At 71.2% G+C, this 26,620-nt stretch carries 26 protein-coding genes; 4 read left to right on the top strand and 22 right to left on the bottom strand.

The annotated features are described in order from the left end of the window. The first annotated feature begins 208 nt into the window (after positions 1-208). Complete coding sequence (locus ACGFNU_RS06490; protein WP_392590732.1) at positions 209-1,213, top strand: hypothetical protein; 1,005 nt, start codon at positions 209-211, stop codon at positions 1,211-1,213. 15 nt (positions 1,214-1,228) lie between these two features. Here the strand turns inward: ACGFNU_RS06490 and ACGFNU_RS06485 are convergent, their stop codons facing one another. The 13 genes from ACGFNU_RS06485 to ACGFNU_RS06425 all read right to left on the bottom strand — a co-directional run bounded on the left by ACGFNU_RS06485 (position 1,229) and on the right by ACGFNU_RS06425 (position 14,625). Beyond that, a complete protein-coding gene (locus tag ACGFNU_RS06485) occupies positions 1,229-2,200 on the bottom strand; it encodes a TAXI family TRAP transporter solute-binding subunit (RefSeq protein ID WP_392590731.1) in 972 nt (323 codons plus the stop codon). A gap of 30 nt (positions 2,201-2,230) precedes the next feature. Beyond that, positions 2,231-3,631: a sensor histidine kinase gene (locus tag ACGFNU_RS06480; protein ID WP_392590729.1), complete on the bottom strand. Its 1,401-nt coding sequence runs from the start codon at positions 3,629-3,631 to the stop codon at positions 2,231-2,233. Next, a complete protein-coding gene (locus ACGFNU_RS06475) occupies positions 3,631-4,326 on the bottom strand; it encodes a response regulator transcription factor (RefSeq protein ID WP_392590727.1) in 696 nt (231 codons plus the stop codon). Before ACGFNU_RS06475 ends, ACGFNU_RS06480 begins: the two co-directional genes overlap by 1 nt. Before the next feature lie 31 nt (positions 4,327-4,357). Then, complete coding sequence (locus tag ACGFNU_RS06470) at positions 4,358-5,374, bottom strand: hypothetical protein (RefSeq protein ID WP_392590725.1); 1,017 nt, start codon at positions 5,372-5,374, stop codon at positions 4,358-4,360. A gap of 194 nt (positions 5,375-5,568) precedes the next feature. Then, entirely contained in the window at positions 5,569-6,057 is a 489-nt protein-coding gene (locus ACGFNU_RS06465) for a hypothetical protein (RefSeq protein WP_392590724.1), read from the bottom strand. A gap of 7 nt (positions 6,058-6,064) precedes the next feature. Then, positions 6,065-6,565 (bottom strand): hypothetical protein, encoded by a 501-nt coding sequence (locus tag ACGFNU_RS06460; RefSeq protein ID WP_392590722.1) that lies wholly within the window; start codon positions 6,563-6,565, stop codon positions 6,065-6,067. A gap of 313 nt (positions 6,566-6,878) precedes the next feature. Continuing rightward, on the bottom strand, positions 6,879-7,883 hold the full coding sequence (hemB, locus tag ACGFNU_RS06455; RefSeq protein WP_392590720.1) for a porphobilinogen synthase: 1,005 nt from the start codon (positions 7,881-7,883) through the stop codon (positions 6,879-6,881). A 35-nt stretch (positions 7,884-7,918) separates the two neighbouring features. Then, on the bottom strand, positions 7,919-9,523 hold the full coding sequence (locus ACGFNU_RS06450; protein ID WP_392590718.1) for a uroporphyrinogen-III synthase: 1,605 nt from the start codon (positions 9,521-9,523) through the stop codon (positions 7,919-7,921). Further along, positions 9,510-10,424: a hydroxymethylbilane synthase gene (gene hemC / locus ACGFNU_RS06445; RefSeq protein WP_392590716.1), complete on the bottom strand. Its 915-nt coding sequence runs from the start codon at positions 10,422-10,424 to the stop codon at positions 9,510-9,512. Before hemC ends, ACGFNU_RS06450 begins: the two co-directional genes overlap by 14 nt. Continuing rightward, positions 10,421-11,869, bottom strand: a complete 1,449-nt coding sequence (locus ACGFNU_RS06440; RefSeq protein ID WP_392590714.1) for a glutamyl-tRNA reductase — start codon at positions 11,867-11,869, stop codon at positions 10,421-10,423. Before ACGFNU_RS06440 ends, hemC begins: the two co-directional genes overlap by 4 nt. Next, on the bottom strand, positions 11,866-12,636 hold the full coding sequence (locus tag ACGFNU_RS06435; protein ID WP_392590712.1) for a redox-sensing transcriptional repressor Rex: 771 nt from the start codon (positions 12,634-12,636) through the stop codon (positions 11,866-11,868). Before ACGFNU_RS06435 ends, ACGFNU_RS06440 begins: the two co-directional genes overlap by 4 nt. 293 nt (positions 12,637-12,929) lie before the next feature. Next, positions 12,930-13,175, bottom strand: a complete 246-nt coding sequence (locus ACGFNU_RS06430; protein ID WP_392590710.1) for a glutaredoxin family protein — start codon at positions 13,173-13,175, stop codon at positions 12,930-12,932. 7 nt (positions 13,176-13,182) lie between these two features. Continuing rightward, entirely contained in the window at positions 13,183-14,625 is a 1,443-nt protein-coding gene (locus tag ACGFNU_RS06425) for a putative quinol monooxygenase (RefSeq protein WP_392590708.1), read from the bottom strand. 196 nt (positions 14,626-14,821) lie between these two features. Here ACGFNU_RS06425 and ACGFNU_RS06420 point away from each other — a divergent pair, with 196 nt between their 5' ends. Both ACGFNU_RS06420 and ACGFNU_RS06415 read left to right on the top strand, forming a co-directional pair. Then, the gene (locus ACGFNU_RS06420) at positions 14,822-15,466 is read left to right on the top strand and encodes a sigma-70 family RNA polymerase sigma factor (RefSeq protein ID WP_392590707.1); all 645 of its coding nucleotides are present in this window, start codon (positions 14,822-14,824) and stop codon (positions 15,464-15,466) included. 321 nt (positions 15,467-15,787) lie between these two features. Further along, on the top strand, positions 15,788-16,660 hold the full coding sequence (locus ACGFNU_RS06415; protein ID WP_392590706.1) for an HAD family hydrolase: 873 nt from the start codon (positions 15,788-15,790) through the stop codon (positions 16,658-16,660). A 295-nt stretch (positions 16,661-16,955) separates the two neighbouring features. Here ACGFNU_RS06415 and ACGFNU_RS06410 read toward each other — a convergent pair whose 3' ends face one another. From ACGFNU_RS06410 to ACGFNU_RS06385, 6 genes are all read right to left on the bottom strand, one after another. Beyond that, positions 16,956-17,873, bottom strand: coding sequence for a lysophospholipid acyltransferase family protein (locus ACGFNU_RS06410; protein ID WP_392590705.1), 918 nt, complete (start codon positions 17,871-17,873; stop codon positions 16,956-16,958). Positions 17,874-17,887: 14 nt separating this feature from the next. Continuing rightward, positions 17,888-18,904: an NAD-dependent epimerase/dehydratase family protein gene (locus ACGFNU_RS06405; protein ID WP_392590703.1), complete on the bottom strand. Its 1,017-nt coding sequence runs from the start codon at positions 18,902-18,904 to the stop codon at positions 17,888-17,890. 47 nt (positions 18,905-18,951) lie between these two features. Next, on the bottom strand, positions 18,952-19,050 hold the full coding sequence (locus ACGFNU_RS06400) for a 30S ribosomal protein bS22 (protein WP_018654693.1): 99 nt from the start codon (positions 19,048-19,050) through the stop codon (positions 18,952-18,954). Between the two features lie 412 nt (positions 19,051-19,462). Continuing rightward, positions 19,463-19,666, bottom strand: coding sequence for a helix-turn-helix domain-containing protein (locus ACGFNU_RS06395; protein WP_026414196.1), 204 nt, complete (start codon positions 19,664-19,666; stop codon positions 19,463-19,465). 347 nt (positions 19,667-20,013) lie between these two features. Further along, the gene (locus ACGFNU_RS06390) at positions 20,014-20,871 is read right to left on the bottom strand and encodes a phosphatase (RefSeq protein WP_392590701.1); all 858 of its coding nucleotides are present in this window, start codon (positions 20,869-20,871) and stop codon (positions 20,014-20,016) included. After that, on the bottom strand, positions 20,871-22,088 hold the full coding sequence (locus ACGFNU_RS06385) for an acetoin utilization protein AcuC (RefSeq protein ID WP_392590700.1): 1,218 nt from the start codon (positions 22,086-22,088) through the stop codon (positions 20,871-20,873). The genes ACGFNU_RS06390 and ACGFNU_RS06385 overlap by 1 nt, the downstream gene beginning before the upstream one ends. A 308-nt stretch (positions 22,089-22,396) precedes the next feature. On the opposite strand from ACGFNU_RS06385, the gene ACGFNU_RS06380 reads away from it, so the two are divergent. Beyond that, complete coding sequence (locus tag ACGFNU_RS06380) at positions 22,397-23,365, top strand: alpha/beta hydrolase (RefSeq protein ID WP_392590698.1); 969 nt, start codon at positions 22,397-22,399, stop codon at positions 23,363-23,365. A gap of 98 nt (positions 23,366-23,463) precedes the next feature. Here the strand turns inward: ACGFNU_RS06380 and ACGFNU_RS06375 are convergent, their stop codons facing one another. The 3 genes from ACGFNU_RS06375 to ACGFNU_RS06365 are packed head-to-tail and all read right to left on the bottom strand — an operon-like array spanning position 23,464 to position 26,587. After that, complete coding sequence (locus tag ACGFNU_RS06375; protein ID WP_392590696.1) at positions 23,464-25,554, bottom strand: hypothetical protein; 2,091 nt, start codon at positions 25,552-25,554, stop codon at positions 23,464-23,466. Positions 25,555-25,595: 41 nt separating this feature from the next. After that, a complete protein-coding gene (locus tag ACGFNU_RS06370) occupies positions 25,596-25,904 on the bottom strand; it encodes an AzlD domain-containing protein (RefSeq protein ID WP_392590694.1) in 309 nt (102 codons plus the stop codon). Continuing rightward, entirely contained in the window at positions 25,904-26,587 is a 684-nt protein-coding gene (locus ACGFNU_RS06365; protein ID WP_392590692.1) for an AzlC family ABC transporter permease, read from the bottom strand. Before ACGFNU_RS06365 ends, ACGFNU_RS06370 begins: the two co-directional genes overlap by 1 nt. Positions 26,588-26,620: the final 33 nt, after the last annotated feature.

Here is a 26,620-nt window from a genome sequence, read left to right as displayed (position 1 = left end):
GGATGACGCGGACCCGATCGGTCGGTCCCATTGAGCGGATCATCCGGCCGGGAGACAAGCGCGGGCCCGCGAATTTGACCGATCCCTAACAACTCGCGCCCGGAATTCGCGGTCCTTAGCATTTTGTAAAGAAAAGCCGGGGCGGGCTGTTCGCCGGCCACGGTGAGCTGCGACGCTCCGTCTGGATCCTGACCGGACGGAGGCGGGCATGCGAGCACGAAAGGCGGGCACCGCGGCGTTGGCCGGGCTGGCCTTGGCCGTCACGGCGTCGGGATGTTCCGGCGACGGCAGGCCGGCGGCGGAGGCGCCGCCCTCGATCCCGCCGCCCCCGATCGCGGTGATCCCGGCGCCGGCGTCGGCGGACGGGCTCTCCCTGCCGCTGGAGGCGTACCTGCTCACACCAGAGCAGAACGCCACGGTGGAGCGGGCCCAGAGCATGCTCACGGCCGACTGCATGCGGCGCTTCGGCTTCTCCTATCCCGTGGCCGGCGCGCGGGGCCTGTCGGCCGCGCGCGAGACGGTGAACTGGCTCTTCCTTCCCGAGCGCACCGCGGCGCGGTGGGGCTACCACCAGAGCCCGGAACGCCGCGCCGAGATCCAGCGCGCCCAGGAGGGCGGCAACGGCGCGGACCTGAGCAGCGCGGCCAAGGCCGTCATGACCGGGACGGCCGCCTCCTACCGGGGGGCCGCCGTGCCCAAGGGCGGCTGTTTCTCCCTCGGCCGCGACGGCGTCGAGGCGGGAGCCGCCAAGATCAAGCTGCCCGCCTGGGCCGATCGCGCGGACCAGAAACTGCCGCCCGGGGCCCCTCCCTCGATGCGGCTCGCCTCGCAGCAGCCGTCGTTCCTCCCGGAGACGCTCCTCGACGGCGCGTTCAAGTACGCGCAGGCCGACGCGCGCATGAAGAAGGTGGAGGCCTCCTGGAGCGCCTGCATGAAGCAGGCCGGCCACGCCTACCCCAACCTGGACGCCGTGCTGCGCGACCGGCGCTGGGAGGGCGGCGACGGCCCGTCCGCCGCCGAGATCGCCACCGCCCAGGCCGACGCCCGTTGCCGCGCCAGGGTGAACTACGCGGGGACGATGTACGCGCTTCAGGTGGCGTACCAGAAGGCGCTGATCGACCAGAACGCCGAGGCCCTCGCCCAGGTGCGGAGCACCAACGAGACGATGGTCCGCAACGCGGCGAAGGTGCTGAACGGAGGCCCGGCCTCATGAGCCCGGAAGCCCGCCTCATGAGCCGGAGACGGCCGCCATCACCTTCGACTCCTGGTAGTACTTGGCCGCTCCCGGGTGCAGCGGCACGGGGAAGGTGACGAGGGCCGTGCGGTGGTCCAGACGCCTGGCCTCCGCGTGCGCGGCGTTCAGCGTGGTCTTCGCTTGGAACAGCAGGGCGGTCAGCGCCTTGGCCGCCGCGGTCGGCATGTCCGCGCGCACGACGAGCACGTTGGCGATCCCGACGGTGGTGACCTCACCGGCGACCGAGTAGAGGTTCGCCGGAATGGAACGCGGCTGGTACACCTCCCCGTACCTGGCCTGCAGCTCGTCGACGAGCTGGCCCACGGGCAGGATGCGGATCTGGTGGCCGGCGGCCAGCGCGGCGACCGCCGGCGTGGGCAGCCCGCCGGTGAAGAAGAACGCGTCGATCTCGCCCCGGCCGAGCGCGGCGGCCGACGCGGACGCCGAGAGGCGATGCCGGTCGATCCGGTCGAGGCCGAGCCCGGCCGCCTCCATGACCCGCGCCGCCACGATCTCGGTGCCCGACCCTGCCGATCCGGTGGAGACCCGGCGGCCGCGCAGGTCGGCGATCTCGTGGATGGGGCCGTCCGCGCTCACCACGATCTGCAGGTAGTCGTCGTAGAGCCCGGCCAGCGCGACGATCGGCAGGGCGTGGGCGAAGGGCCCCTCGCCGTTCACAGCGAGCGCGGCCGAGTCCACCGTCGCGAAGCCCACATGTGCCCTGCCGTCGGCGATCAGCCGCAGGTTCTCCACCGAGGCCGCCGTGGTGAGCACGGCGGTGTCGGCCGACCAGCGGCGCCGCACGGCGCCGGCGAACGCCGTGCCCAGCGCGTGGTAGACACCGCCCTCGCCACCGGTGGCGATCACCAGCCGGCTCACCGGCGCGGACGAGGCGCCGCTGGCGAAACCGGCCAGCCCGGTGAGGACGAGCACGGCGAGCACCACCGTGGACTGCACTGCCTTCATGACCGCACCGCCTTCATGACTGCGCTACTTTCATGACGGGGCCTCCTTGTCCTGGGGACTGGGGGGCGCGGGCAGCCGGATCCTGGCGTCCACGCCGTGCGGCTCGGCCGGCAGCAGGTCCAGGGCGCCGCCGCACGCGGTGACCAGCGCGTGGGCGATGGTCACGCCGAGGCCCGAGCCGTCGAGGTTCTGGTCGCGCGGGTGCCGCCAGAACGGCTCGGCCGCCCGGCGCAGCTCGTCGGGCCCCATGCCCGGACCGGTGTCGACGACGTGCACGTCGACCCATCCGCCGGCCGGCTCCTTCACCATGAGGGTGACCGTGCTGCCCTCGCCGGAGAACTTGACGGCGTTGTCGATCAGAGCGTCGAGCACCTGGTCCAGCGTGTCCGCCGCGGCCCGGCACACGCTCCTGGCGGCCCCCGTTCGCACCACGCCGATCCCGGCGTTCGCCGCCACCGCCTGCCAGGCGGCCGCCCTCTCGTCGGCGACGGACCCCACGTCGATGTCGTCGACCTCGGCCGAGGTGGCCTCCGCGTGCGCGTAGGCGAGCAACGCGTCGTAGAGGGACGCCATCCGCTCGATCTCCTCGACCACCATCTGGTGATCCTCCTGGCCCTCCGGAGTGGTCTGGGAGGCGAGGTTGTCCATGGAGAGCCTGAGCCGCGCCAGCGGGGTGCGCAGCTGATGGCTCGCGTACGACACGAACGCCCGTTGTCGCTCGACGAGCACGGATATCTGCTCGGCCATCGCGTTGAACGAGTTCGCCAGCCGCCGCAGCTCCGGTGGACCGGACACGGTGCCGACCCGTTCGCCGAAGCGCCCCTCCGTCAGCGCCTGCGCGGTCGTGTCGAGGCGATGCACGGGCCGCAGCAGCCAGCGGGTGAGGTAGGTCGCGGCGACCACCCCGATCATCAGGACCAGCAGCCCCTGCCCCAGCAGGGCGGTCCAGCTCCGCACCGTGGCGCCGCGCAGCCGTTCCGTCGGCGACACCGTGAGCGCCGCGCCGATGATCTCACCGCCCCGGCCCACCGGCTCGACGACGATCAGCGGATCGTCGCGCCAGGGCCAGACCACCCCGGCGGTGGCCGACCGGTTGCCGGAGAGCCCCTCGTCGATCTTGAGCCGGACCGACCGGCTGCCGAGGTCCACGCCCGGCCCCGAGGCCATGACCGCCTCGCCGTCCCGGCCGACGATGAGCACGCCGATGCCGAACAACTCCTCGTACCGGCTCAGCTCCGCCCGGAGCCCGGACGTCTGGCCCGTGCGCAGCGCGGTCTCCGCGAGCGAGGCGAACCGGACGGTGTCGTTCACCCGGTCCAGGAACATGGTCTGGGTGTCCCTGGACGCGGCCGCCGTCGCCAGCGGCACGGTCAGCACCCCCAGGACGAGCACCAGCAGCGTCAGCAGGACGCCGAGCAGCCGGAACCGCATCAGAGCTCCTCGGCGGACCGGCCGGCGGCCCCGTGGAGCAGCGCGCCGACCGGCACCAGCCGGTAGCCGACCCCGTGCACCGCCTCGACCCGGGCCCCGGTACGGATCTTCGTGCGCAGCGTCGACACGTGCACGTCGAGCGTCCGCGACTTGCCCTGCCAGGTGGTCCCCCACACCTCGCGGAGCAACTGCTCGCGCATGAGGACGACGCCCTGCTCGCGGATGAGGGCCGCCAGGAGGGAGAACTCCTTCGGCGTCAGCTTGACCCGGTCGCCGTCCACGCGGGCCACGCGCGCGTCCAGGTCGACCTCCAGGCCGCCGACCGTGTGGACGCCGTTGGACTGGGGCCGCACCCGCCGGAGCACGGCGTCCATCCGCGCCTGGAGCTCGGCGACGCCGAACGGCTTGACCAGGTAGTCGTCGGCCCCGCAGCGCAGGCCCGTGACCCGGTCCCGTTCGGTCCCGCGCGCGGACAGGATGATGATCGCGACGTCGCCGCGCCGCCGCATCCGCCGGCACACCTCCAGCCCGTCCAGATCGGGCAGGCCGAGGTCCAGCAGCACGAGATCACAGGCCGGGCCGGCCAGCGCGGCCGCCGCGTTGTCGACGTACTCGACCTCGTGCCCGCACTGGCGCAGCGACTTGACCAGCGCCGCGGCGAAGCGCCGGTCGTCCTCCACGAGCAGAATCCGCATCGGCCCAGATCCCCTCGTCGCCTCGGCCCGGTCAGCCCGCCGCGTTTCCGCTGAGCACCCGGGTGGCGTTCCGCACCCTCGCCTCGTTGGCCTGCTTCACCTGGTTCAGCGAGTCCGCGTACATGTCGATCATCGCCTTCTGGTAGCCGAGCTGCAGCGCGTACATCAGTCCGCCGTACTTCACCTTGACGCGGCACCGGGCGTCGGCGACCGCGGTGGCGATCTCGGAGGCGGAGGGCGCGTCGCTCTCGGCCCACTTGCTGTTCCGCAGGATCGCGTCGACGCTCGCGTAGGCGTAGCCCGACTGCTTCATGCAGGCGCTCCAGCCGGCGTCCGCCTGCTTGGTGCGCGGGTCGGACAGCGCGAGGTCGAACGCGCCGTTCAGCATCGACTGCGGCAGATAGCCGGGATCGGCCCGTGCCGACCGCATCGCGGGCGGGGCGCCGGGGGGCGGCTTGTCGTCGTCGGCCCCCTTCATCCATGGCGGAAGCGTGACCTTCGCCGCCCCGGACTCGACCGAGTCCCGGCCGTGCGCGAAGCAGCCGCCCTTGGGCACGTCCTTGCCGCCGTGGGACTTCGCCGTGCCCGTCAGCACGGTCTGCGCGGCGGGGCTCAGCTTCGGGGCCGCGCCCCCTTGGCTGCTCTTGACCTGCGCCTGCCGCTCAGCGGTCGGGTGGTAACCCCAGCGAGCGGCTGTGCTCTCGGAGAGGAAAAGCGGCCGGAGCACTTCCCTGACCGGCGAGATGCCGCTGCTGCCGGTGTTCACCGGGTAGGAGAAGCCGAAACGCCGCATGCAGTCGGACGTGAGCATGCTCTGTGCCCGGGCCACCGTGCGGCTCTGGTCGGGGGTCAGGAAGTACGCCTCCAGCGGGAGCGAGAGGCCGTCGGCCGACCGGGGGGCGGGCGTGGCCGAGATCGCGGGCGGCGAGAACGTCGGCCGCGCCGCTTGCGGCTCGTCCTTTCCGCCCGAGCAGCCGGTGGTGACGAGCGTGAGCGCCACAGCCGACAAAAGGGCAGGCCGCAGGCTGCTCAGAGGGTACGACCTCATCGGCTCTCCTCATACTTCGAAGCGATTCGATCGCTTCGGAGGAAGACTAGATCGTCTTGATCCGGATGCCATCGGCTCGCATGTCACGAATTGGTTCCAAAAGATCATTAAGGCGGTGGTACCGGTCCGGACCAACCCGGCCCGTGGCGACCGCCCGCAGGCGAGCGTCCCGGCGCCGGACCGCGGGGGCGAGCTCAGCTGACCTTGGGGGAACCGGTCAGATCCCAGGTGAAGCCGCCCTTGCCGTCATCGTTGTAGTCGTAAATGATCTTGCCGTCGCCGGTCCAGCCGCCCGACTGGGACGTCCGGACGGGCAGCGGGTCGCACGTGTAGCTGCCCGTCGAGCTGCCGTTGACGTCGGAGGTGACGGGGCAGTACGCGTAGCCGCGCTCGGCGTCGTTGCGCTCCAGCCGCGCGGTGACGACGAAGTCGTCGAACTTCGCGCCGGTCCCGCCGATCCAGGAGATCTCCACCCATCCCCGCTTCAGGGTCCCGTCGCTCTGCACGCAGGTGCGCGCCGTGACGGTCGTGTTCGAGCGGCCCGGCGGGTGGAAGGTCTTCTTCTGATCGGCGCCGCACCTGGAGGCGGCCGACGCGGGAGCCGCCGTCAGGACGAGCCCGCTCCCGGCCACCAGGGCTGCGGCGGAGACCGCCAGCACAGATTTGATCTTGATTGCGCGCATGGCCTGCTCAGCTCACCTTGGGCGACCCGGTCAGGGCCTTGGTGTAGTAGCCCCTGCCGTCCAGGTTGAAGTTGTAGGCGCCCTCACCGTCGGCTGTCCAGCCGCCGGCCGTCGTGGAGTACAACGTCGCGGTGGTGCACTTGATGTCGCCGATCGTGGTGGCGTTCAGCTTGTCGGTGAAGTCGCAGTGCTTCGAGGTCTTGATGACGTCGTTGCGTTCGAGCGTGGCCAGGATGTCGAAGCCGTCCCACTTCGTACCCCTGTAGTCGTAGAACCACCGCACCCGGATCCAGGCCTTGCGGTAGTTGCCGTCCTTCTGGACGCACGGTTGCATGCCGACCCAGCTGCGGCCGCCGTCAAGGTAGATGTACTGCTCGGAGGAGCACTTGGTGGTGGCCGCCGAGGCCGGCGTCGCCACGCCGGCGACCACACCGGTCAGCGTCAGGGCCGGGACGGCGATCGCGATGGCGGTTCTGCGGGCTCTGGAGGACGTCGAGCTGCTGCGCATGACCTGCGCTCCTTTGGTCGGGCCTCGCGGCACAGACTGGGGAGGAACCGTGTCGCCGCCCCCTCGGCTGCACGCCCCAAATGAAGCGCAGACCGACCAAGGACTCCACGTCGAGGGATTTTTCTTGAATCTTCCCTAACATCCGTCAACGGGATGTAGAACACCCGCCACAATCCGCAGCTAGCGGAATGGGGATCCCGCCAACGGCCTCAGCCGTCACGCGAGCGCGCTACCTGAGCCGGAGCGAGCCGCCAGGCGAAGCTTCGCGCGAAGATCGCGAAGCGATGCCGCGCTCGCCCCCTTTGCGGTTTGGTCACGAGCCGCCAGGCGAGTGATCAAGGCCGCGAAGGGCTACTTCTACAGCCCAGTAGGTGAGGATCGTGTCGGCGCCGGCGCGGCGGATCGCGATCAGCGACTCGGCGATGGCGCGCTCGCGGTCGAGCCAGCCCTTCTCGGCGGCGGCCTCGATCATCGCGTACTCGCCGCTGACCTGGTAGGCGGCCACGGGCACGTCGACCGCGTCGCGCACCCGGCGGACGACGTCGAGGTAGGCGCCGGCGGGCTTGACCATGACCATGTCGGCGCCCTCGTCGAGGTCGAGGAGGACCTCACGGAGCGACTCGTCGGCGTTGGCCGGGTCTTGCTGGTGGGTGGAGCGGTCGCCGAACTGCGGGGCGCCCTCGGCCGCCTCGCGGAACGGGCCGTAGAAGGCCGACGCGTACTTCGCGGAGTAGGCGAGGATCGAGGTGTCGGGATGGCCCGCCCGGTCGAGCGCGGCCCGGATCACGCCGACCTGCCCGTCCATCATCCCGCTGGGCGCCACGACGGCGGCTCCCGCGGCGGCCTGGGCGCCGGCGATCGCGGCGTACCGTTCGAGGGTCGCGTCGTTGTCGACCTCACCGGCCGGGGTCACGATGCCGCAGTGCCCGTGGTCGGTGTACTCGCACAGGCAGAGGTCGGCGATGAGGACGATCGTGTCGCCGATGTCGGAGTGCAGGTCGCGCAGGGCCGCCTGGACGATGCCGTCCGGGTCGTCGGCGCCCGCCCCGGTGCCGTCCTTCACCGCCGGGATGCCGAACAGCATGATCCCGCCGACGCCGGCCTCGGCGGCCTCGTGCGCCGCTTTGCGCAGGCTGTCGCGGGTGTGCTGGTAGACGCCCGGCATGGAGGTCACCGGGTTGGGCTCGTCGAGGCCCTCCTTGACGAACATCGGCAGCACCAGGTCGGCGGGGGCGAGCCGGGTCTCGGCGACCAGCCGGCGCAGCGCGGGCGTGCGGCGGAGCCGCCGGGGACGCGCGACGGGAAACTGTGCGGACATGACCCTTCTCTCCTGATGTGGCCGCCCGGCAGGGACTACTTGCGGCGGCGGGCGCCCCGGCGCATCTGGCTGGGCTTGCGCAGCGGGTCGCCGGCCTCGACCTGGGCGGCCCTCCTCTTCGCACCGTACTCCGCCAGGGCCTCGGCGAGTGCCGAAACCGACGGCTTCTCGGCCATCACGTCGACGCGCAGGCCGTACTCTTCCGCGGTCTTGGCGGTCTGCGGGCCGATCACCGCGATGACGGTGACGTTGTGCGGCTTGCCGGCGATGCCGATGAGGTTCTTGACCGTCGAGGACGAGGTGAACAGCACCGCGTCGAACCCGCCGCCCTTGATCGCCTCACGGATCGGCGCGGGCGGCGGCGCGGCCCGGACGGTGCGGTAGGCGGTGACGTCCTCGCACTCCCAGCCGAGCTCGGTGAGCTTGGCGATGAGGGTGTCGGTGGCGATGTCGGCGCGGGGCAGCAGCACCCGGTTGATCGGGTCGAGGTCCTCGTCGTAGGGCGGCCACACCGCGCCCAGGCCCTCACTGGACTGCTCACCGTCGGGCACCAGGTCGGGCTGGATGCCGAACTCCACGAGCGCGGCGGCGGTCTGCTCACCGACCGCGGCGACCTTGAGACCGGCGAACGCGCGGGCGTCGAGGCCGTAGTCGACGAACTTCTCCCGGATCGCCCTGACCGCGTTGGTGGAGGTGAACACCACCCACTCGTAGCGGCCGGTCACCAGGCCCTTGACGGCGCGGTCCATCTGCTGCGGCGTCCGCGGCGGCTCGACCGAGATCGTCGGCACCTCGTCCGGCACCGCGCCGTACGAGCGGAGCTGGTCCGACAGCGAGGCCGCCTGCTCCTTGGTGCGCGGCACCAGCACCCGCCACCCGAACAGCGGCTTGGTCTCGAACCACGACAGCTTGTCGCGCCAGCCGACCACGTCGCCGACGATGATCAGCGCGGGCGCCTCCATGCCCTTGGTGTCGGCGGCCAGCCGCTGCAGCGTGGAGACCACGGTCTCCTGCTCGGTGGTGGTGCCGAGGCTGGTCATCGCGGCGGGCGTCGTCTCGGGGCGGCCGACGGCAATCAGGCCCTTGGCCACCTCGCCGACCGTGCCCTCGGCGCCGAGGATCACCAGGGTGACGTGCGGCGCGGCGAAGGCCTCCCAGTCGATGCCGCCCTCGGAGGCGTCGACGATGCGCACCTCACGGTGCTTGGCGTCGGTGAGCGGGATGCCCGCGTAGCCCGGCACACCGGTGACGGCCGAGACGCCGGGCACGACCTCGAACGGGACGCCGGCCTTGGCCAGCGCGCCGCCCTCGGCGGCCAGCCCGCAGGCCAGCCCGGGGTCGCCCTGGAAGAGCCGGACGACGTGCTTGCCCGCCTTGGCCGCCTTGGCGGCCGCCTTGCCGGGGTCGGTGTCGGCGGAGTCGAGGATCTCGGCGTCCGGGCGGCAGTGGGACAGGAACTCGGGATGGACGGCGGCACGGTTCACGACGACCACGTCGGCGCGGCCCAGCACGGCGGCGGCCCGCAACGTCAGCAGGCCCGGGTCGCCCGGGCCCATGCCGACGAGCGAGACCAGACCGGCCGCGGCACCGGCGGCCCGGCGGCCGTCCTTCTGCTCGGCGGGGCTCTTACTGGGGCTCAAGGCGCTCCCCCATCAACTGGTCGGCCCCTTGGCCGAGCAGCCGGGCGGCGAGATCGCGCCCCAGCTGTTCGGCCTCATCGAGGTGGCCGCTTGCGGACAGCCGGACCTGGCGGCTCCCGTCGTGCGCGACGACGGACGCGGTCAGATGCAGCTTTTGTTCTACTTCGGCAGCGTATGCTCCCACGGGCGCCGAACATCCCGCTTCGAGCACCGCCAGTACCGTGCGTTCGGCGACGACCGCGGCCCTGGTGGAGCGATCATCGACCGTTCCAAGAAGCTCGCGGAGATCGGCCCGATCGGCGCGGCATTCGAGGGCCAGCGAGCCCTGCCCCGGCGCGGGCAACATCTGGTCCGGCTCGAAGACCTCGGCCACCGCCTCCAGCCGTCCGATCCGCGTCAGCCCCGCGTAGGCCAGCACCACGGCGTCGAGCTCGCCGTCGGTGACCTTGCGCAGCCGCGTGTCGGCGTTGCCGCGGATCGGGACCACGTTCAGGTCCGGACGGAGCGCGCGCAACTGCGCCACCCGGCGCGGCGAACCGGTGCCGACGCGGGCCCCGGCGGGCAGGTCGGCCAGCTTGGCCGGGCCGCACAGGGCGTCGCGGGGGTCGTCACGAGTCGGGGTCGCGGCGAGCGCGATCCCGTCGGCCGGGCCGGTGGGCAGATCCTTCAGCGAGTGCACCGCGAAGTCCACCTCGCCGGAGAGGATCTTGTCGCGGAGCCCGTTGACGAAGACCCCGGTCCCCCCGATCTGCGCGAGCAGAGCCTTGGAAACATCACCTTCGGTCGTTACCCCGACCAGCTCCACGGCATGCCCCGTACGCTCGGACAATGCGTCGGCGACCAGCTGGGACTGGGTCGTCGCCATGAGACTCTTGCGGGTTCCGAGCCTGAGTACGGTCACGTGCCGGTTCCTTCGAGATTGACGGTCCCATTGGCGGCCCCGGCCTCGCTCGTGATGTTCGCTCTGCCGGGCTGGGGGGGCGCCCCCCCAGACCCCCCGGCAAAGACGGCTGCGCCGCCATCACTCGCTTCGCTCGTGATGTCGGCTCGCGTCACGGCCTCGGGTGCCTTCGGGTCGAGGTCGAAGAGCTCGCGCAGCGCGTCGGCGTAGCTGTCGCCGCCGGGCGCCGCGGCCAGCTCCTTCACTCGTACGGTCGGCGCGTGCAGGAGCTTGTCCACCACGCGCCGTACGGTCTGGGAGATCTCCTTGCGCGCCTTGTCGTCGAGTTCGGGCAGCCGGCCGGTCAGGCGGGCCAGCTCGGCTTCGACGACGTCGGCGGCCTTGCTGCGCAGCGCCACCACGGTCGGCGCCACGGCGGCGGCGCGGGCGGCGCCGAGGAAGGTGGCCACCTCGGCGGCGACGATGGCCCGGACGGCCTCGACGGCCTCCGGCCCGATCGCCTCGGCGGCCTGCTCGGCGGTGCGCAGCTCGGCCAGCCCCGCGAGCGCGGCCCCGGGCAGGTCGCCCACGGCCGGATCGATGTCGTGCGGCAGGGCGAGGTCGAGGAAGAACCGGCGGCCGTTCCCGGTCGCGCCGGCGGTCTCCAGCTGCCCCTTCGTGATGACCAGCCCCGCGGCGCCGGTGCAGGACACGACGAGGTCGGCCCCGGCCAGCTCACGGTCGAGGTCGGCCAGGTCGATCGCCCGCGCGGCCACCCCGGCCGCGGTCGCGTCACCGGCCAGCCGGACGGCCTTGTCGTAGGTGCGGTTGGCGACCACGATCTCGCGGGCGCCCGCCCTGGCCAGCGTCGCGACGGCCAGCCCGCTCATCGCGCCGGCCCCCACCACCAGGGCGTTCACCTGGTCGAGCGGCCCGAGGTGCTCCCGCGCCACGTCCAGGCCCACGCTCACCAGGGACGCGCCGGCCTGATCGATGCCGGTCTCGTGGTGGGCGCGCTTGCCCACCCGCAGCGCCTGCTGCAGGAGGTCGTGCAGGTCCCGGCCGATGGTGCCCTCGTCCTGGGCGTGCCGGAGGGCCGACCGGATCTGCCCGAGGATCTGCCCCTCGCCGACGACCATCGACTCCATGCCGCAGGCCACCGAGAAGGCGTGCTGGACGGCCCGGTCCTCGTAGTGCACGTAGAGATGCCGGGAAAGATCGTCGAGCGGGATGCCGGAATGCAGGGACAGCAGCTCGGAGATCGAGGAGACCCCGCCGTGGAACTTGTCGACCACGGCGTAGACCTCGACCCGGTTGCAGGTCGACACGATGGCCGTCTCGGCCACGTGCGGCGAGTCGTCGACCGCGTGCAGCAGCTTGCCGAGATCGTCGCCGGACACCGCGGCACGTTCGAGCAGGGCCACGGGTGCGCTCTGATGGCTGAGGCCCACCACCAAGACGCTCATGCTTCTACCGCCTCCACATACTGCGTGGACGTGGCGCCCCCCGGGGCGCCCGGTGGTGCGGCCGCCTTGGGGGCGGCGCCGTTCAGCGCGTCGAAGTCGTCGGGACCGCCGGCCTTGCGCTGCTCGTGGAACGCGAGGATCTGCAGCTCGATCGACAGGTCGACCTTACGCACGTCCACTCCCTCGGGAACCGACAGCACGACGGGCGCGAAGTTGAGGACGCTCGTCACGCCGGAGGCCACCACCCGGTCGCACACCCCCTGGGCGGCGCCCGCGGGCGTGGCGATGACGGCGATCGAGACGCCGCGCTCGCCGATGATGTCCTCCAGCCGGTCGATGTGCTCCACGGTGAGGCCGGAGATCTCCTCGCCGACGATCTCGTCGTCGGCGTCGAGGAGGCCCGCCACGCGGAAGCCACGAGAGGCGAAGCCGCCGTACCCGGCCAGCGCCCGGCCCAGGTTACCGACCCCGATGATTGCCACGACCCAATCCTGGGTCAGGCCGAGTTCACGAGAGATCTGGTAGACGAGGTACTCCACCTCATATCCGACACCGCGGGTGCCGTACGAGCCGAGGTGGGAGAGGTCCTTGCGGAGTTTGGCGGAGTTGACGCCGGCGGCGGCGGCCAGCTCCTCCGAGGACACGGTGGCGACCCCGCGGTCCTGCAGGCTGTGCAGCGCCCGCAGGTAGACCGGCAGGCGTGCCACGGTGGCTTCGGGAATGCCGCGATCGGCACGATCGCGAGTGCGGGTCTGTCGAGAAGTCACGGCCTGCTCTTCGGGGGCTCGACGCTTGGGGTGGGGCCCGAGAACCCCTGGCCCCGGGCCGGCCGGAGCCGGTGACAGCCCAGGACCATCCACCAGATTAAGCCTTTGTGAATACATGCACAAAGTCGCCCCCGGCGTACGAGATCCGTCCACCCGGCCGTCGAACCACCGAAAGCCCTGACCACACCGGGTTCAGCGGCAACGCCGGAACGCTTCCGTTCCACGGTACTGGTCCGGAAGGTGTGACTGACTAGACATTTCCGATTAGAGAAAATTACCGCGGCGGCGGCGGATTACCGCAATTCCTTGAGGGCGCGGCGCAGCCGAGCCTCGTCCACGCGCCAGAAGTCGTGCTGCACCCCGTTGATCAGGGTGACCGGGATGTGCTCCCAGTACTCCCGGGTGTCGTCCTCGGAGAGGGTGATGTCGCGCTCTTCCCAGCGGACGTCCAGCTCCGCCGCCACCCGGCGGATCACCTCACGGGCGTCGTCGCACAGGTGGCAGCCGGGCTTGCCGAGCAGGGTGATGAGAACGTCCATGATCAGCTCACCGGCGGGGGTGGTCGGGCGTGGCCGGGGACGGCGGCGCCGCCAGGTTCGTCGCGCCGAGCTTGAGCTCGATGATGTTGGTGGCGATCACGTGGGTGCGCGAGTCGGTCAGGAACCGCTGCAGGTGCGGCTGCTGCCGGTGCGAGGCGAACGACGGCTCGTCCCGGAACAGCTGGTAGAAGATCCGCTGCGTCGGGGCGTTGACCACCTCGTGGCAGGCGAAGATCAGGGTGTCCGGCTCGGCGGCGCGCGCCGCCCGGACGAACTCCTCGGCCAGCCGGTCGAACGCCTCCTCCCGGCCGTCGAGCAGCGTGTAGACGGTGATCTGCCCGCACGCGCGGGACAGATCGCCAAAGCCGAGGCCGCCCAGGGCGCCACCGAGCGCGGCGCCCGCGCCGGCGAGACCGGCGGCGCCCGCGGCACCTGCCACACCGGCGGCTCCTGCCGCTCCCAGGGCGCTCGCGGCGAGCGAGCCGGCGCCGAAGCCGTCCAGACCGGACGGCCCGGCGACCTTCATGTCGTCGATCGCGGTCGGGGCGGGCGGATCGGGGAAGCGGAGCTCCTCGCTCGCGGCCGGGTCGGGGAAGCGGAGCTCGCCGCGCTTGGTCGCGGGCTTGGGCGGCGGGACGGGCGGACCCGCCGGGACGGGCGGCGCGCCCGCCACGGCGGTGTGCTGGGCGTCGACCGGCGGCGGGGGCGGCGGGGCGTAGGCCTGGTCGGCGTAGCCGGACCCGGCCTCCTCGCCGTACTCGTCACCCGCGTAACCGCCGTCGTCGTCGGCGTAGACAGGCAAAGTGCGCATCCCGCCGTACCAGATCAGCCCGGCGGCGCCGCCGAGGGCGACGGCGGCGACCGCCCCGGGCAGGAAGCCGCGGCTGCCGGCGACGACGAGCACCCCGGCCAGGGCCACCAGGGCGATGGGGATGAGCAGCTCGTAGGCCTCGCGGTCCTGCTTGCTGGCCAGCAGCGCGGTGACGATGGCGCACGCGACGAGCGCGAGGACCGCGATGAGGTGCGCGCCGTTGATCAGCAGCGGCGGCAGCGCGTCATAGATCTGGGTCGGCTTGGGCAGCTTCTTGCTGAACGAGCCGTGCAGCGGATCGAGCATGAGGATCACCGTCGCGACGACGGTGTAGGACACCGCGAACAGCCAGGCGGCGAACCGCACCTGGACGATCCGCGCGATCAGCTCGACCATGCCGAGCGCCAGCCAGATCGGCGCGATGAGGGCGCCGCCCAGCTCCATGACCCGGAACAGCGCGTCGTTGAAGCCGAGCAGGAAGCCCAGCGCCATCGACGCGAGCGCGACCGCGATCCCGACCGAGGTCAGCGACCACGCGATCAGGTAGAGCAGCCGGTCCTTGTAGGCGCGCGAAATGAGCAACCCCGTGGCCACCAGAGCGCCAAGGGTCGCCAGCAGCGCGAGAGCAGCATCGACCATCGGGCCCCATGGTGCCCGATTCCGAGCGATGACGGGTAACCGTGCCCGAGGAAGCACGGGAGATCGCACCGTTCCAACGACCCGTTCGTCCTTATATAGACGGGGTTGTCCAGGGGCACACCATTGCCTGGCGTACCCCTCGGTATCTAGAGTGGCTTTTCACGCCGGAGGTCGCGTACGCCCCGAGGAGAACTGCATGAGCAGCTTGACCCTCGATGCCCGAGTGACGTTGCTCCGTCGACCGACCCCTCAGCCCGAGCCGACCGCTCCCGGCCATGCCGACGAGGAACGCGGCGAGACCATCAAGGCGCTCGTCCTGCGGGCCCGCGACGGCGACGCCGAGGCGTTCGGCTCCCTCTACGACCACTACGTCGAACTGGTCTACCGGTACGTGTACTACCGGGTCGGCGGCCATTCCCTCGCCGAGGACCTGACCAGCGAGACCTTCCTGAGGGCCCTCCGCCGCATCCGTGACTTCAACTGGCAGGGCAAGGACTTCGGCGCCTGGCTGGTGACGATCGCGCGCAACCTCGTCGCGGACCATTTCAAGTCCAGCCGCTACCGGCTGGAGGTCTGCACCGCCGAACTGCTCGAACCCGACCGCCCCCAGGAAGGCCCCGAACGGGCCGTCCTGGACTCGATGACCAACAAGACCCTGCTCGCGGCGGTCCGGCGGCTCGGCTCCGAACAGCAGGAATGCGTGGTGCTCCGCTTCCTGCACGGCCTCTCCGTCGCCGAGACGGCGCTGGTCATGGGCAAGAAGGGCGGGGCGATCAAGGCCCTGCAGTACCGCGCCGTCCGGTCGCTGGCGCGCATGCTCCCCGACGACCTGCGATCCTGACCGCTTTTGGGCGTCTCCCCGTAACCCCGCAGGCCCATGCTCGTTCTTGCGGGCAGGACCGCATTTCGCAGTGGGGGTGCCGAGCCCGGCTCAGCCGGGTGAGGCCGAGAGAAGGCGACATGAGAACAAGGCGGGCCAAGGGAGAGGGTGACAGCGGCAATCCGCTGTCAGGCCTACAGATGCGCAGGGCGGAGCCGGATCCGGAGTTCCGCGCGGTCCTGCGCGAGCGACTGGTGACGGCTGTGCTGAACGGAGGTGAGGACCATCGCAATTCCGGCCGAACCGACGGCCGGACGGAGACCGTTGACTAGGCTCGGGCACATGCGTCGATTCTGGCAGCGCGACAAGGACGAGGACCCGGTGAGCGCGGGCGAGGCGGCCGCCGCCGCGGCGGCCGTGAGCGAGCCCCTGCCCGACCCCGATCCGAGCGCCGCCGCGTTCTTCGACGTCGACAACACGATGATGCGCGGCGCGTCGATCTACTACTTCGCGCGGGGCCTCGCCAGCCGCAAGCTCTTCACGATGCGCGACCTGGCCATGTTCGCCTGGGGCCAGGCCGCGTTCCGGCTGCGCGGCTCCGAGAACGCCGAGCACATCAGCAGCGCCCGCGAGGCCGCGCTGGCCTTCGTCGCCGGCCAGAAGGTCACCGACCTCGTCCGGCTCAGCGAGGAGATCTACGACGAGGTGATGGCCGACCGCATCTGGCACGGCACGCGCACCCTCGCCCTCCAGCACCTGGACGCGGGCCAGCAGGTCTGGCTGGTCACCGCCACCCCCGTCGAGGTGGCCCGCACCATCGCCCACCGCCTCGGCCTCACCGGCGCCCTCGGCACCGTCGCCGAGACCAAGGACGGCGTCTACACCGGCCGCCTCGTCGGCAACCTCCTGCACGGCCCCGCCAAGTCCGAGGCCGTCCGCGCCCTGGCCCAGCGCGAGGGCCTCGACCTGAGCCGCTGCGCCGCCTACAGCGACTCGATCAACGACCTCCCCATGCTGACCGCCGTCGGCCACCCGCACGCCGTCAACCCCGACGGAGACCTGCGCGACCACGCCAAAGAACACGAGTGGCCGATCCACGACTTCCGCACCGGCCGCAAGGTGACCATGGTCGCCCTCCCCGCCGCCGCCGGCGCCGGCGCCCTGGCCGGCGGCGTAGCCGCCGGCATAGCCCTCCGCAAGCACTACCGTTCTTAATTCCTTTCCGGCCTCGAGCCCTCGCCTAGCGGCTCAGGCCCGAACCGCGAAAGCGGCGAGCGCGACATCGCTTCGCGATCTTCGCGCGAAGCTTCGCTGGCGCTCGCTCCGGCTCAGGTAGCGCGCTCGCGTGCGTGGCAGGCGTCGCCGATCACGCGAACGACGCTCCTCCATGTCGGCGAGTAACTCCCCATCCGGTGAGTCCAGCACGCGAGCGACGCCCTGACCGTCCCCTCGCTGGTGAGCTGCTTGTTACGCGAGCGACATCCGAGCCGCTAGGCGAGGATGTTGTGAGCTAGAAGAAGGCAGAGCCTCTGCGGAGGAGGGTGTCGTAGAGCATTTGCTGGACGTTCTCGCGCACGTGGTCGGTGAGGTTGAAGAGGGTCATCGGGTCGTCGGCGGCGGTGGCGTCGTACTCGTCCATGGGGATGGGCTCGCCGAACTGGATCATCCACTTGGACGGCAGGGGCACCAGGCCCAGGGGGCCGAAGAAGGGGAACGTGGGCGTGACCGGGAAGTAGGGGACGCCGAGGAGGCGGGCCAGGGGCTTGAGGTCGGCGATCTTGGGATAGATCTCCTCGGCGCCGACGATGGCGCACGGGATGATCGGCACGTCGGCGCGGAGGGCCGTCTCGACGAAGCCGCCGCGGCCGAAGCGCTGCAGCTTGTAGCGGTCGGCGTACGGCTTGCCGACGCCCTTGAAGCCCTCGGGGAAGACGCCGACGAGCTCGCCCTTGTCGAGGAGGCGCGCGGCGTCGGAGTGGCAGGCCAGGGTGTGCCCGGCCTTGCGGGACAGGTGGCCGAGGACGGGCACCTGGTAGACGAGATCGGCGCCGAGCAGGCGGAGGTCGCGCTGGGCGTGGTCGTGCATCGCGACGGAGAGCATGATCCCGTCGATGGGGAGCGTCCCCGAGTGGTTGGCGACGATGAGGGCGCCGCCCTTGGCCGGCACGTTGTCGAGGCCGAAGATCTCCACCCGGAACCAGCGCTCGTAGAGGGCACGGGCCACCGGCAGCAGGACCGAGCGGTTGAACTCCGGGTCGAAGCCGAACTCGTCGACGTCGTAGTCGCCCGCGAGCCGGCGGCGCAGGAAGGCGAGGCCGGAGGCGATCTTGCGTTCGACCGGGTTGCGCTGGGGTTCCTCGTCGTGCTGGGTCACGTTCAGCGGGATGATCTGGGCGTCCCCGTCGAATCGCTCTTGGTGCGCCTTCATGGGAACCTCCGTGGTCAGTCGCGGGCGAGCACCGCGGCCAGGCGGTCGAGCAGTTCGAGCGGCGGGGTGCGGTGCAGTCCCTGCGACGAGACGAAGTCGGCGAACGCGGCCTCCGAGCCGTACTTGGGGCGCCAGGAGAGCTCGTTCTCGAGCCGGGCCGTGTCGATGACCCGGCCGTACATCAGCAGGCGCAGCAGCTCTGGCGAGAAGCCCGAGAGGCCGCCGAAGCGCCGCCCCAGGTCACCGAGCGCGGACACCGAGGGCGCGGGCATGGGCACGTACGAGCGGCCGGCGCGGCGCAGGGCCTGGGAGAGGAGCAGCACTCCGTCACCGGCGACGTTGAACGTGCCGGGATGGTCCTCGACGGTCATCCGCCGCAGCACCTCGATGCCGTCGTCCTCGTGCACGAACTGCAGCCGCGGGTCGAAGCCCAGCACCGTCGGCACGACGGGCATGCGGAGATAGCGGGTCAGCGGGGAGTCGACCCCCGGCCCGAGGAAGTTGGCGAAGCGCAACACCGAGACCGTCAGGTCGGACCGGCGCCGGCGCAGGCCGCGCACGTAGCCCTCGACCTCCACGGCGTCCTTGGCGTAGCCGGACGCCGGGGCCTCGACGGGCTCGTCGCGTTCGGCGAAGACCGCCGGGTTCATCGGCGAGGACCCGTAGACGGCGGCCGAGGACCGCACGACGAGCTTGCGCATGTCCGGCGACCGCTGGCACGCCGCAAGCAGCTGCATCGTGCCGATGACGTTGAATTCCTTCATCTTCGACCGCGGGCCGATCTGGGAGGTCACCAGATTCAGGTGGACCACCGTGTCGACCTCAGCGGCGGAGATGACCTTCGCGATGCTCGGCGTACGGATGTCGACGCGAACGAACTCGGTGCGCCCGAGCGACGTCGCAGGGGGGACCGTGTCCACGCCGATGACCCGTTCGATGCCCGGATCGGCCTGGAGGGTGTTCGCGACCCGCGCCCCTAGGAAACGGGAGACACCCGTCACCAGTACGACGCGAGCCGCGGCGGAGGGCATAGAGGACACTGTGCACCCCACCCCTTACGGCTGAGTAGCCTGCGTGTTTACTTCTTGTTACGACGCTGAATACGCGTCTTCTTCAGCAGCTTGCGGTGCTTCTTCTTAGCCATCCGCTTGCGGCGCTTCTTGATGACAGAGCCCACGAGACCTCGCTCGGCGTATCCGGAGTGGTACAGGAGAGGGACCTGCCGTTCGGCGATGTCTCGACGATCGTGCACGGTCCGCTGCCCAAGGGTACCGCTGCCTCGGTGGCGCTCTGGCCGCCGGTCGTCACAGAACCGGGATCACCGGCGGTCGCGGGCACGCCGATGCCCGGGTCACCGCGGGCGTCCCTGCCGCCCCCGGCGTCCCGGGCACCGGCTCCGGCGGCCCCGTCGAGGCCGCCGGCCGGTCGCTGTCCCTGCCCTTCTGCCCATCCCCGTGTGTTGCCAGCAGATTCCGTGCCATTGCCCCCTGCACGGCCGGATGTGAAGAACGTCGCGGGGTCGTGGAGCATGACCCCGCCATACCCTCCGGGACGGCGGGCATGTCCTCCGTCGACGGTGATTACCGCCTTTATCCGGCTTCGATGAACGCGTCGCGCAGATAGTCGTGAACGGCCTGCTCGGGAACCCGGAACGAGCGTCCCACGCGGATCGCGGGCAGCTCGCCTGAGTGGACGAGGCGGTAGACGGTCATCTTGGACACCCGCATCACCGCCGCCACTTCGGCCACAGTCAGGAACCTGACCTCACTCAGAGGTCGCTCGCCTGAGCTCATCGGACGCCCTCTTCCACACGTGCCGCGCACCGGCCCTTTGGGTGACTTTGATCACGCACGTGTACTTCCTCCAGCGTAAATCGTGTATCCACAGTCGCAAGAGGGGAGTTCCACCCAATTCCGTATCCGGCCTGACGGAACGGCCACAGTCCGCTTCCGTACACAGCGTGGACATGACGGCACATGGCGTCACACGACGAACACTTGTAAGCCGAAACCAGGCGATGACCTGCGACTCAGGCGCCACCGGCGGCATTGGACCGAACCAACCGTCCCGGTACGGCCATCACGTCACACGCAGTGACCCTCACGCGTCACACGCTGCACGGCGCGGGGCGCCCGGCCAGTCAGGCGAGGCCCGCCCGGCCGAGGAGATACGCGGTCATTGGGGCGTAATGGTGCGGCGATACGCCGTCGTCGAGCGGCACCGCCACGTCGATCTTGCCCTCGTCGGCGCCGGCGAACAACGCTGGATCGTTACAGTCCGCGAAGCCCACGGTGTCGATGCCCGCCTGTCCGGCCGCGCCCGCCCAGCCATGATCGGCGATGGCCAGATCCGGCCAACTGCCCCGTTCGAGTTCCCGAGATCGCTCCGCAGGAGTAGAAGCGGCCGCCAGATCGGCGAGCATCGCCTCCATCGGAGCGGCGTCGTGGGTGTGGTGCGTGCGCCCGTCGTCCCCCTCCAGCATCGCCACCCCCTCGGGTGCGTAGACGATGCGCCGCAGCGCGGTGCCGTAGGAGGTGTCGATCTCGTACGTCCAGCCGGCCGCCGGGGTCAGGATCTCGCAGCCGCGCCGGGCGAGGGCGCGCGCCACCGCCTGGTAGACGGGCGTGAGGGTGGCCGGGTGCCCGGTCGCCAGGACGACCCGCTCGCGCCGTTCGGCGGCGAGCCCGATCCGGTCGCCCATCGCCTCCAGCGCGTCGATGGTGAGCTCGGGATCGATCGTGTCGTCCCCGTACAGGTGCAGCGGGTTCGGGTCGACGCCACAGCGCTCGACCATGACCCGCAGGATCTCGCGCTCGGTCCAGGTCGGCTTGAGATCCATCCCGAACAGGTAGTACGGGTTGCGCGCCGCCATCCGCCGGTAGTGGAGCAGGTTGTTCTGCCGCGGTGTGGCCACCTCGCCGGCGATCATCGTGCGGACGAGATGGGCGCGCAGCTCGGCGCGCGTGGGGCCACCGGAACCGCTGATGCCGCCCGCCATCAGACGTCCATCATCGGGTCGAGGCCGTGCTCGGGGAACACCGCCCGCCGGGTCGCCAGCACCGCCTGGTCGACCGGGTTGGCCGGGTCGTAGCCGTCCCCCCACGTGCGCACCTCCACCGTGCCTGTCCCGTCCGTCATGCGCCGTGGCGCGATCTCATCGGTCCGTTCGCGGACGAAGTCACGCCATGGCTCCGGCGTGGCCGTCTCGGGCTCGATCGGGCGCCCCGCGGCCTCGGCGAGCAGATGTGTCCACGCCCGCGGCACCACCTGCACCAGCTCGTATCCACCGCCGCCGGTGGGCAGCCAGCGGCCGCCGGAGACCTCGTGCGCCAGCCTGTGCAGCGCCGCGTACGCCGTCCGCTGCCCGTCCACGCTGAGGGAGAGGTGCGCGAGCGGGTCGAGCGCGTGGCTGTCGCAGCCGTGCTGGGTGACCAGCACCTGCGGCCGGAACTCGCGCAGCAGCGGCGGCACGACCGCGTCGAACGCGCGCAGCCACGCGGCGTCGCCCGTGCCCGGCGGGAGCGCCACGTTGACCGCCGTGCCGTGGGCGTCGCGGCCGCCGATCTCGTTCGGGAAGCCGGTGCCGGGAAAGAGCGTGCGCGGCGTCTCGTGCAGGCTGATCGTGAGCACCCGGGGGTCGTCGTAGAAGGCCGCCTGGACTCCGTCGCCGTGGTGCACGTCGACGTCGACGTACGCGACACGTTCGGCGCCGTTCTCCAGGAGCCAGGCGATGGCGATCGCCACGTCGTTGTAGACGCAGAAGCCGCTCGCCGCACCACGCATCGCGTGGTGCAGACCGCCGGAGACGTTGGCGGCGTGCTCCGTCTCGCCCTCCCAGAGCGCACGTGCCGCAGCCACCGATGCTCCTGCCACGAGCGCCGAAGCCTCGTGCATTCCTAGGAAGACCGGGTTGTCGGCGGTGCCGAGGCCGTGCTTCAGCTCGGGCAGCCCTGTCGCGCCCGCGTGCTTCACCGCGGCGATATAGGCGTCCTCATGGACGAGGCCCAGCAGCTCATCGTCGGCGGTGGCGAAGTCCTTGACGGTGACGTTCGCCGCGTCCAGCAGGCCGTACTCGCGGGCCAGCGCCATCGTCAGCTCGACCCGGACCGGGTTGAGCGGATGGCTCGGACCGAAGTCGTAGGAGATGAGCCGGTCGTCCCAGAAGACCGTGAGCCCGCAGTTCCGGGGAGATTCAGGGGAGTCGGCGCTGCTCATGACCTCACGGTATCGCTATGTCCGCAATCGCTTACCCGTGGCCTGGATCACAGCCGGCCCGCGTAGATCATCATGACCGGGGCCAAATCTCTGACGCTGACACAAAGTTGTTACGTGAACTATCCGACAAAAGGGGCATCTATGTAACAGGAAAGAAACAAAAGCCAGCTGGGGTGTAGATGGACCCGATCGCTTCGAACCACCTGCCGGCAGAGGTCACCCCTCTGCCGGGAGTCGCAGCCGCCCCCCGCCATCCGGCCGCACGCACCGCCTCTCCCCGCACCCCGCCCTTCACCCGCCGTCCAACGGTGCGCAGCCGCGCCATCTCCCAGGCGCTGAGGCTCAGCCTCCGCCCGTTCATCCATCATGTGCCGAGCCACGCGCGAGGCCTGCGCACGGCCCGGTCGACCGTGGACGCCGCGGCCCGCCTGGTGCCCGTCGGACGCGACGTACGGATCAAGCCGCTGGTCGACCCCCAGGTCGAGACCGGCCGCGAGGAACGTCCGGTCGTCGGCGAGTGGGTCACCTCCCGCACGGGCGAGCGCCGCGACGACGGGGCGATCCTCTACCTGCACGGCGGCGCGTACGTCGTCTGCTCGCCCAGGACGCACCGTCCCATCACGACGCGGCTGGCCGTGGAGACCGGAATCCCCGTCCTGGTCCCGCGCTACCGGATGGCCCCCGAGCACCCGTTCCCCGCGCCGCTCGAAGACGCCCTGGCGGCCTACCGCTGGCTGCTCGCCCGCGGCGTCCCGGCGAGCGGCATCGTCATCGCCGGCGACTCGGCCGGCGGGCACCTCGCGGCGTCCCTGACCGGCGAGATCTGCCGGACCGGGCTCCCCCGCCCGGCCGGGACGGTGCTCTTCTCGCCCTGGGTCGATCTGACCTGCGAGCTGTCGACGGCCGAGCAGCGGCGTGCCCGCGACCCGTACATCAGCGCCTACGCGGCCCAGAAGGTCGCCCGCCTCGTAGTGGGGCCAGCCGGATTCGACGACCCGCGGCTGGCCCTGCTCACCTGCCCCTGGGGCGAGACCTCGCCGTTCCTGATCCAGGTGGGCGGCGCCGAGGTCCTCCGGCCCGAGGCGGAGGCGTTCGCCGAGGCGCTCACCGGCGCGGGCATCGCCTGCGAGCTCCAGGTCTGGAAGGGGCAGATGCACGTCTTCCAGATCCTCAACCGTGTCCTGCCGGAAGCGAGCGCGGCCATGCGTGAGACGGCCCGCTTCATCCGCGAAGCCATCGCCACCGCGTCGGCGGCCGAATCGGAAGCCGTCGCCTGACGCACGGACTTGAAGCACCTCCGCCGGCCGCCTGGTGCCCCGACCGCGGCCCGCGGAGGTGCTTCGCCAATTCAAGCCGCTGATCCAAGGCGCCTGGCTCAGCCCTCGCCGGGTGCTATGCGCGCCAGGGCGGTGGTGCACTCGCGCAGGAGCAGTTCGTCATCGTGGATCGAGTGGCCGCCGTTGATGTCATGGTTGTGGCGGCGCGCGGTCGCCAGCTCGCGGCGCAGTACCGGCAGGGCGGCTTGGGCGGCCGCACCCATCTCGCCGGCGGTACGGGCGATGTGTGAACGGGCATAGGCGTTCTCGTTCCAGAGGCCGAGCAGGACGGGGAGCGCCGTCTCAGCGTCGCCCGTGGTCCGCCACAGCGCCACCGCCGCGTCCAGCCTGATCCACTGCTGTGTTCCGTCGTCGAGCAGGCCGCGCAGGCTGTCCGCCGCCGGAGCACCGTCCACGCCCATCGCCGCCAGAGCGACGGCCGCGTTGCGCTCCTGACCGTCGACCTCGGTGAGGCATCGCCGAAGAGTCGGCAGCACCTGATCCGGATCGCCCTCGATCTCCCAGAGCGCCTGAGCGGCCTTGGTCTGCGGGCGCTCGTTCGCGAGGAGCTCGCGCAACATCGGCACCGCAGGGGCGGCCTCCGGGCCGATCCGGCCGAGTGCCCGGATGGCCGGGTCCGCACCCGGGTCCCTGCGCAGCATGTCCATGAGCTCGGGCACCGCAGGGGCGGCGAGCGGGCCGAGGGTCCCGAGCACCCTGGCGAGCCCGCTACGGTGCGCGTCGTACCCGTCCGGCCTGGAGAGGTCACGCAGCCGCCGGATGATCGGCGTGATGAGTTCCGCCGCCCGCTCGCCCATACCGTCGAGCCCGGCGTCGATGTCACGAGGCGGCTCGGGCCGTTCCAGGGCCCAGCGCAGCATGGGAAGTGCACGCGGATCGCCGAGACGGGCCAGCGCCAGAAGCGGCGCGCCGAGTGTGGAGGGGCCCTGTGAATAGACCGAGATCCAGCCGGACCGCCGGCCGAAGCCGCCGCCGGACTCCCGCGGGGCCTGGGCCAGATACTCCGCGAGGTCGTCAGCCGCCGGTGCCGCCAGTCCGAAGAGGTCTTTGATGATGGACGCCGCGGCGTAGGACAACCGTGGTTCGGGATCGGCGAGCTGGCGGCCGAGCAGCCTCACCAGGTCGTCGTACGGACCGCGCCAGCCGCGGAAGAGCCCGCTGGTGGCCCACACGGCGTCGACCCGCCGTCCCCAGTCAGGCGACAGGAGAAGCGCGGAGAGGAATTCGATCCGATCCGCCACTCGATCCCCCAGGGCCCGGTCGAGCCCCCGGATGAGCTGCTGCAGTTCGGGAGCGCGGCGCCCGGCGTCGGCGTTCTCGCGCATCTCCCGCAGACTGCCGACCAGCGTCGGTGTCGACGGGAGGTCCTGAGGTCCTCGGGGCGGCCCTGCCGTCGCGACGGCCTCGTCCATCAGCCCGAGGGCGGTCGGGACGATGCCGTCCGGCAGGGCCTCCGGAGCGACCCGGGCGACCTGGACGAACGCGGCCAGCCGCACCGCCGGATCGGTGTGCTGGACCGCGACGGCGGCCAGCCAGGCACCTGCCTTTTGCTTGCCCACCGCTCCGATGGCGTCGATGAGATCCAGCCGATTCTGCGGATCGTCCTCGGCCGGAAAGTGCCGCTGGAGCGCGGGAACGATCTCGTCGGCGTGCTCCCGGCATGCCGTCAGCGCACGGAACGCACCGTTGCGGACAGCCGCGTCCGGATCGTCGAGCAGGCTCAGGAAGAGAGGCGTCGAGCGGGCCACCGCTTCGTGCGCCATGCGGTAGTTCTGGTCCCACTCGGCGTCCTCATCATCCTCGTAGTCCGCCTCGGCGTCCTCATCGTCACCCTCGTCCAAGTCGCCCTCGACGTCCACGCCACCGATGCTGGCCAGGAGAGCGAGAATGCGTCCCCGGTCGGGTACTCCAGGATCGGCGACCGCTTCCAGGAGAAAGGGAAGGGTCGCAAGGGTGGAGTCGTAAACGTCCCCCTGGTGGTGCACCGCGCCGTACATGCCGTCAAGGGCGATCTCGCGTTCGGCGGCGTCCGCCGAGAGCAGGCCCCGCAGCAGATCGGGCACTTCCGTGGCAGGACCGTAGGCGTGGCTCATGGAAGCCCAGTCGACCTCATCAAGCTCTTTGAACACGTCAGGCATTCTGGTGCAGACAAGGCCATTCCCGGGCGGGATCAGTCGAGGCCGCAGAGCCGGAGCACGGCCGTGGTCGCGGCGGCGGCGATCACGATCACCGGGAACGGGGCACGCCGCACGGCCAGGACGCCCGCGACGAGGACTCCCGCCGGCCTGGCCCAGCCCGCGAAGCCATGCCCCTCGGTGAGGGCGGCGGTGACCACCAGCGTGATCAGCAGGACGGCGGCGGCGACGGGCAGCAGCCGCCGCAGCCGGTCGGGGATCTCCAGCCGGTGCTGGAGGACCGGCCCGGCCAGCCTGAACGCGTAGGTTCCGGCGGCCAGGACGAGGAGGGCGGCCAGCGGCATCAGCGAGCCACCTCCTTCCTTCTCATCTCGGGGACGTAGAGCACCAGTCCGGCCAGCGACAGCAGCACGGGCACTCCGGCGGGGAGGAAAGGCGTCGCCGCCAGCGCCACGGCCGCGCCCAGGAGGGCGGCGTTCCGCGTGCCGCGGTCGCGGAGGGCGGGCAGGACGAGCGCGAGGAGGACGGCGGGGAAAGCCGCGTCCAGGCCGAGGGCGTCGGTGTCACCGATGATCCCGCCGGCGAACGCGCCGAGCACGACCGACACGTTCCAGACCACGAACAGCGCCACGCCGCACATCCAGAACGCGGCGCGGCGGTGGCGCGGATCGGTGTGGCGCATGGTGAACGCGACGGCCTCGTCCATGATCAGGTGCGCGCCCAGGAGCCGGCCGCGGCCCGCCAGCACGTCGGAGACCGCGAAGCCGAACGGGAGCAGCCGGGCGTTGAGCACCAGGCCGGTCGCCACGGCCGCGACCGCGCCGCCCCCGGCGAGGACCACGCCGATCGCGGCGAACTGGGCCCCGCCCGCGAAGACCAGCAGGGACATGGTGATGGGCACCCACGCGTCGAGGCCGCCGGAGACGGCGATGGCACCGAACGAGGCGCCCACGAGCGCGTCGGCCACGCAGACCAGGGCGATGTCGCGCAGGGTCTGCCGATCGAGTGTTCGCCAGAATGTACGCATGTCCATTAGAATGAACACACATAGTCAAGTTCG

Source organism: Spirillospora sp. NPDC048911 (assembly GCF_043198015.1).
In the GTDB taxonomy this organism is placed as follows: Bacteria; Actinomycetota; Actinomycetes; order Streptosporangiales; family Streptosporangiaceae; genus Spirillospora.
The sequence above is the reverse complement of the archived record's forward strand: the minus strand, read 5'-3'. Positions and strand labels throughout refer to the sequence as shown.

Coding starts and splice junctions, on each gene's coding strand:
- hemB (WP_392590720.1), bottom strand. CDS start 7,883: ATGTCCGCACAGTTTCCCGTCGCGCGTCCCCGGCGGCTCCGCCGCACG.
- ACGFNU_RS06475 (WP_392590727.1), bottom strand. CDS start 4,326: ATGCGGATTCTGCTCGTGGAGGACGACCGGCGCTTCGCCGCGGCGCTG.
- ACGFNU_RS06420 (WP_392590707.1), top strand. CDS start 14,822: ATGAGCAGCTTGACCCTCGATGCCCGAGTGACGTTGCTCCGTCGACCG.
- ACGFNU_RS06385 (WP_392590700.1), bottom strand. CDS start 22,088: ATGAGCAGCGCCGACTCCCCTGAATCTCCCCGGAACTGCGGGCTCACG.
- ACGFNU_RS06460 (WP_392590722.1), bottom strand. CDS start 6,565: ATGCGCAGCAGCTCGACGTCCTCCAGAGCCCGCAGAACCGCCATCGCG.
- ACGFNU_RS06425 (WP_392590708.1), bottom strand. CDS start 14,625: ATGGTCGATGCTGCTCTCGCGCTGCTGGCGACCCTTGGCGCTCTGGTG.
- ACGFNU_RS06410 (WP_392590705.1), bottom strand. CDS start 17,873: ATGAAGGCGCACCAAGAGCGATTCGACGGGGACGCCCAGATCATCCCG.
- ACGFNU_RS06470 (WP_392590725.1), bottom strand. CDS start 5,374: ATGAGGTCGTACCCTCTGAGCAGCCTGCGGCCTGCCCTTTTGTCGGCT.
- ACGFNU_RS06415 (WP_392590706.1), top strand. CDS start 15,788: ATGCGTCGATTCTGGCAGCGCGACAAGGACGAGGACCCGGTGAGCGCG.
- ACGFNU_RS06365 (WP_392590692.1), bottom strand. CDS start 26,587: ATGCGTACATTCTGGCGAACACTCGATCGGCAGACCCTGCGCGACATC.
- ACGFNU_RS06370 (WP_392590694.1), bottom strand. CDS start 25,904: ATGCCGCTGGCCGCCCTCCTCGTCCTGGCCGCCGGAACCTACGCGTTC.
- ACGFNU_RS06465 (WP_392590724.1), bottom strand. CDS start 6,057: ATGCGCGCAATCAAGATCAAATCTGTGCTGGCGGTCTCCGCCGCAGCC.
- ACGFNU_RS06430 (WP_392590710.1), bottom strand. CDS start 13,175: ATGGACGTTCTCATCACCCTGCTCGGCAAGCCCGGCTGCCACCTGTGC.
- ACGFNU_RS06395 (WP_026414196.1), bottom strand. CDS start 19,666: ATGAGCTCAGGCGAGCGACCTCTGAGTGAGGTCAGGTTCCTGACTGTG.
- ACGFNU_RS06485 (WP_392590731.1), bottom strand. CDS start 2,200: ATGAAGGCAGTGCAGTCCACGGTGGTGCTCGCCGTGCTCGTCCTCACC.
- ACGFNU_RS06490 (WP_392590732.1), top strand. CDS start 209: ATGCGAGCACGAAAGGCGGGCACCGCGGCGTTGGCCGGGCTGGCCTTG.
- ACGFNU_RS06390 (WP_392590701.1), bottom strand. CDS start 20,871: ATGGCGGGCGGCATCAGCGGTTCCGGTGGCCCCACGCGCGCCGAGCTG.
- ACGFNU_RS06440 (WP_392590714.1), bottom strand. CDS start 11,869: ATGAGCGTCTTGGTGGTGGGCCTCAGCCATCAGAGCGCACCCGTGGCC.
- ACGFNU_RS06480 (WP_392590729.1), bottom strand. CDS start 3,631: ATGCGGTTCCGGCTGCTCGGCGTCCTGCTGACGCTGCTGGTGCTCGTC.
- ACGFNU_RS06405 (WP_392590703.1), bottom strand. CDS start 18,904: ATGCCCTCCGCCGCGGCTCGCGTCGTACTGGTGACGGGTGTCTCCCGT.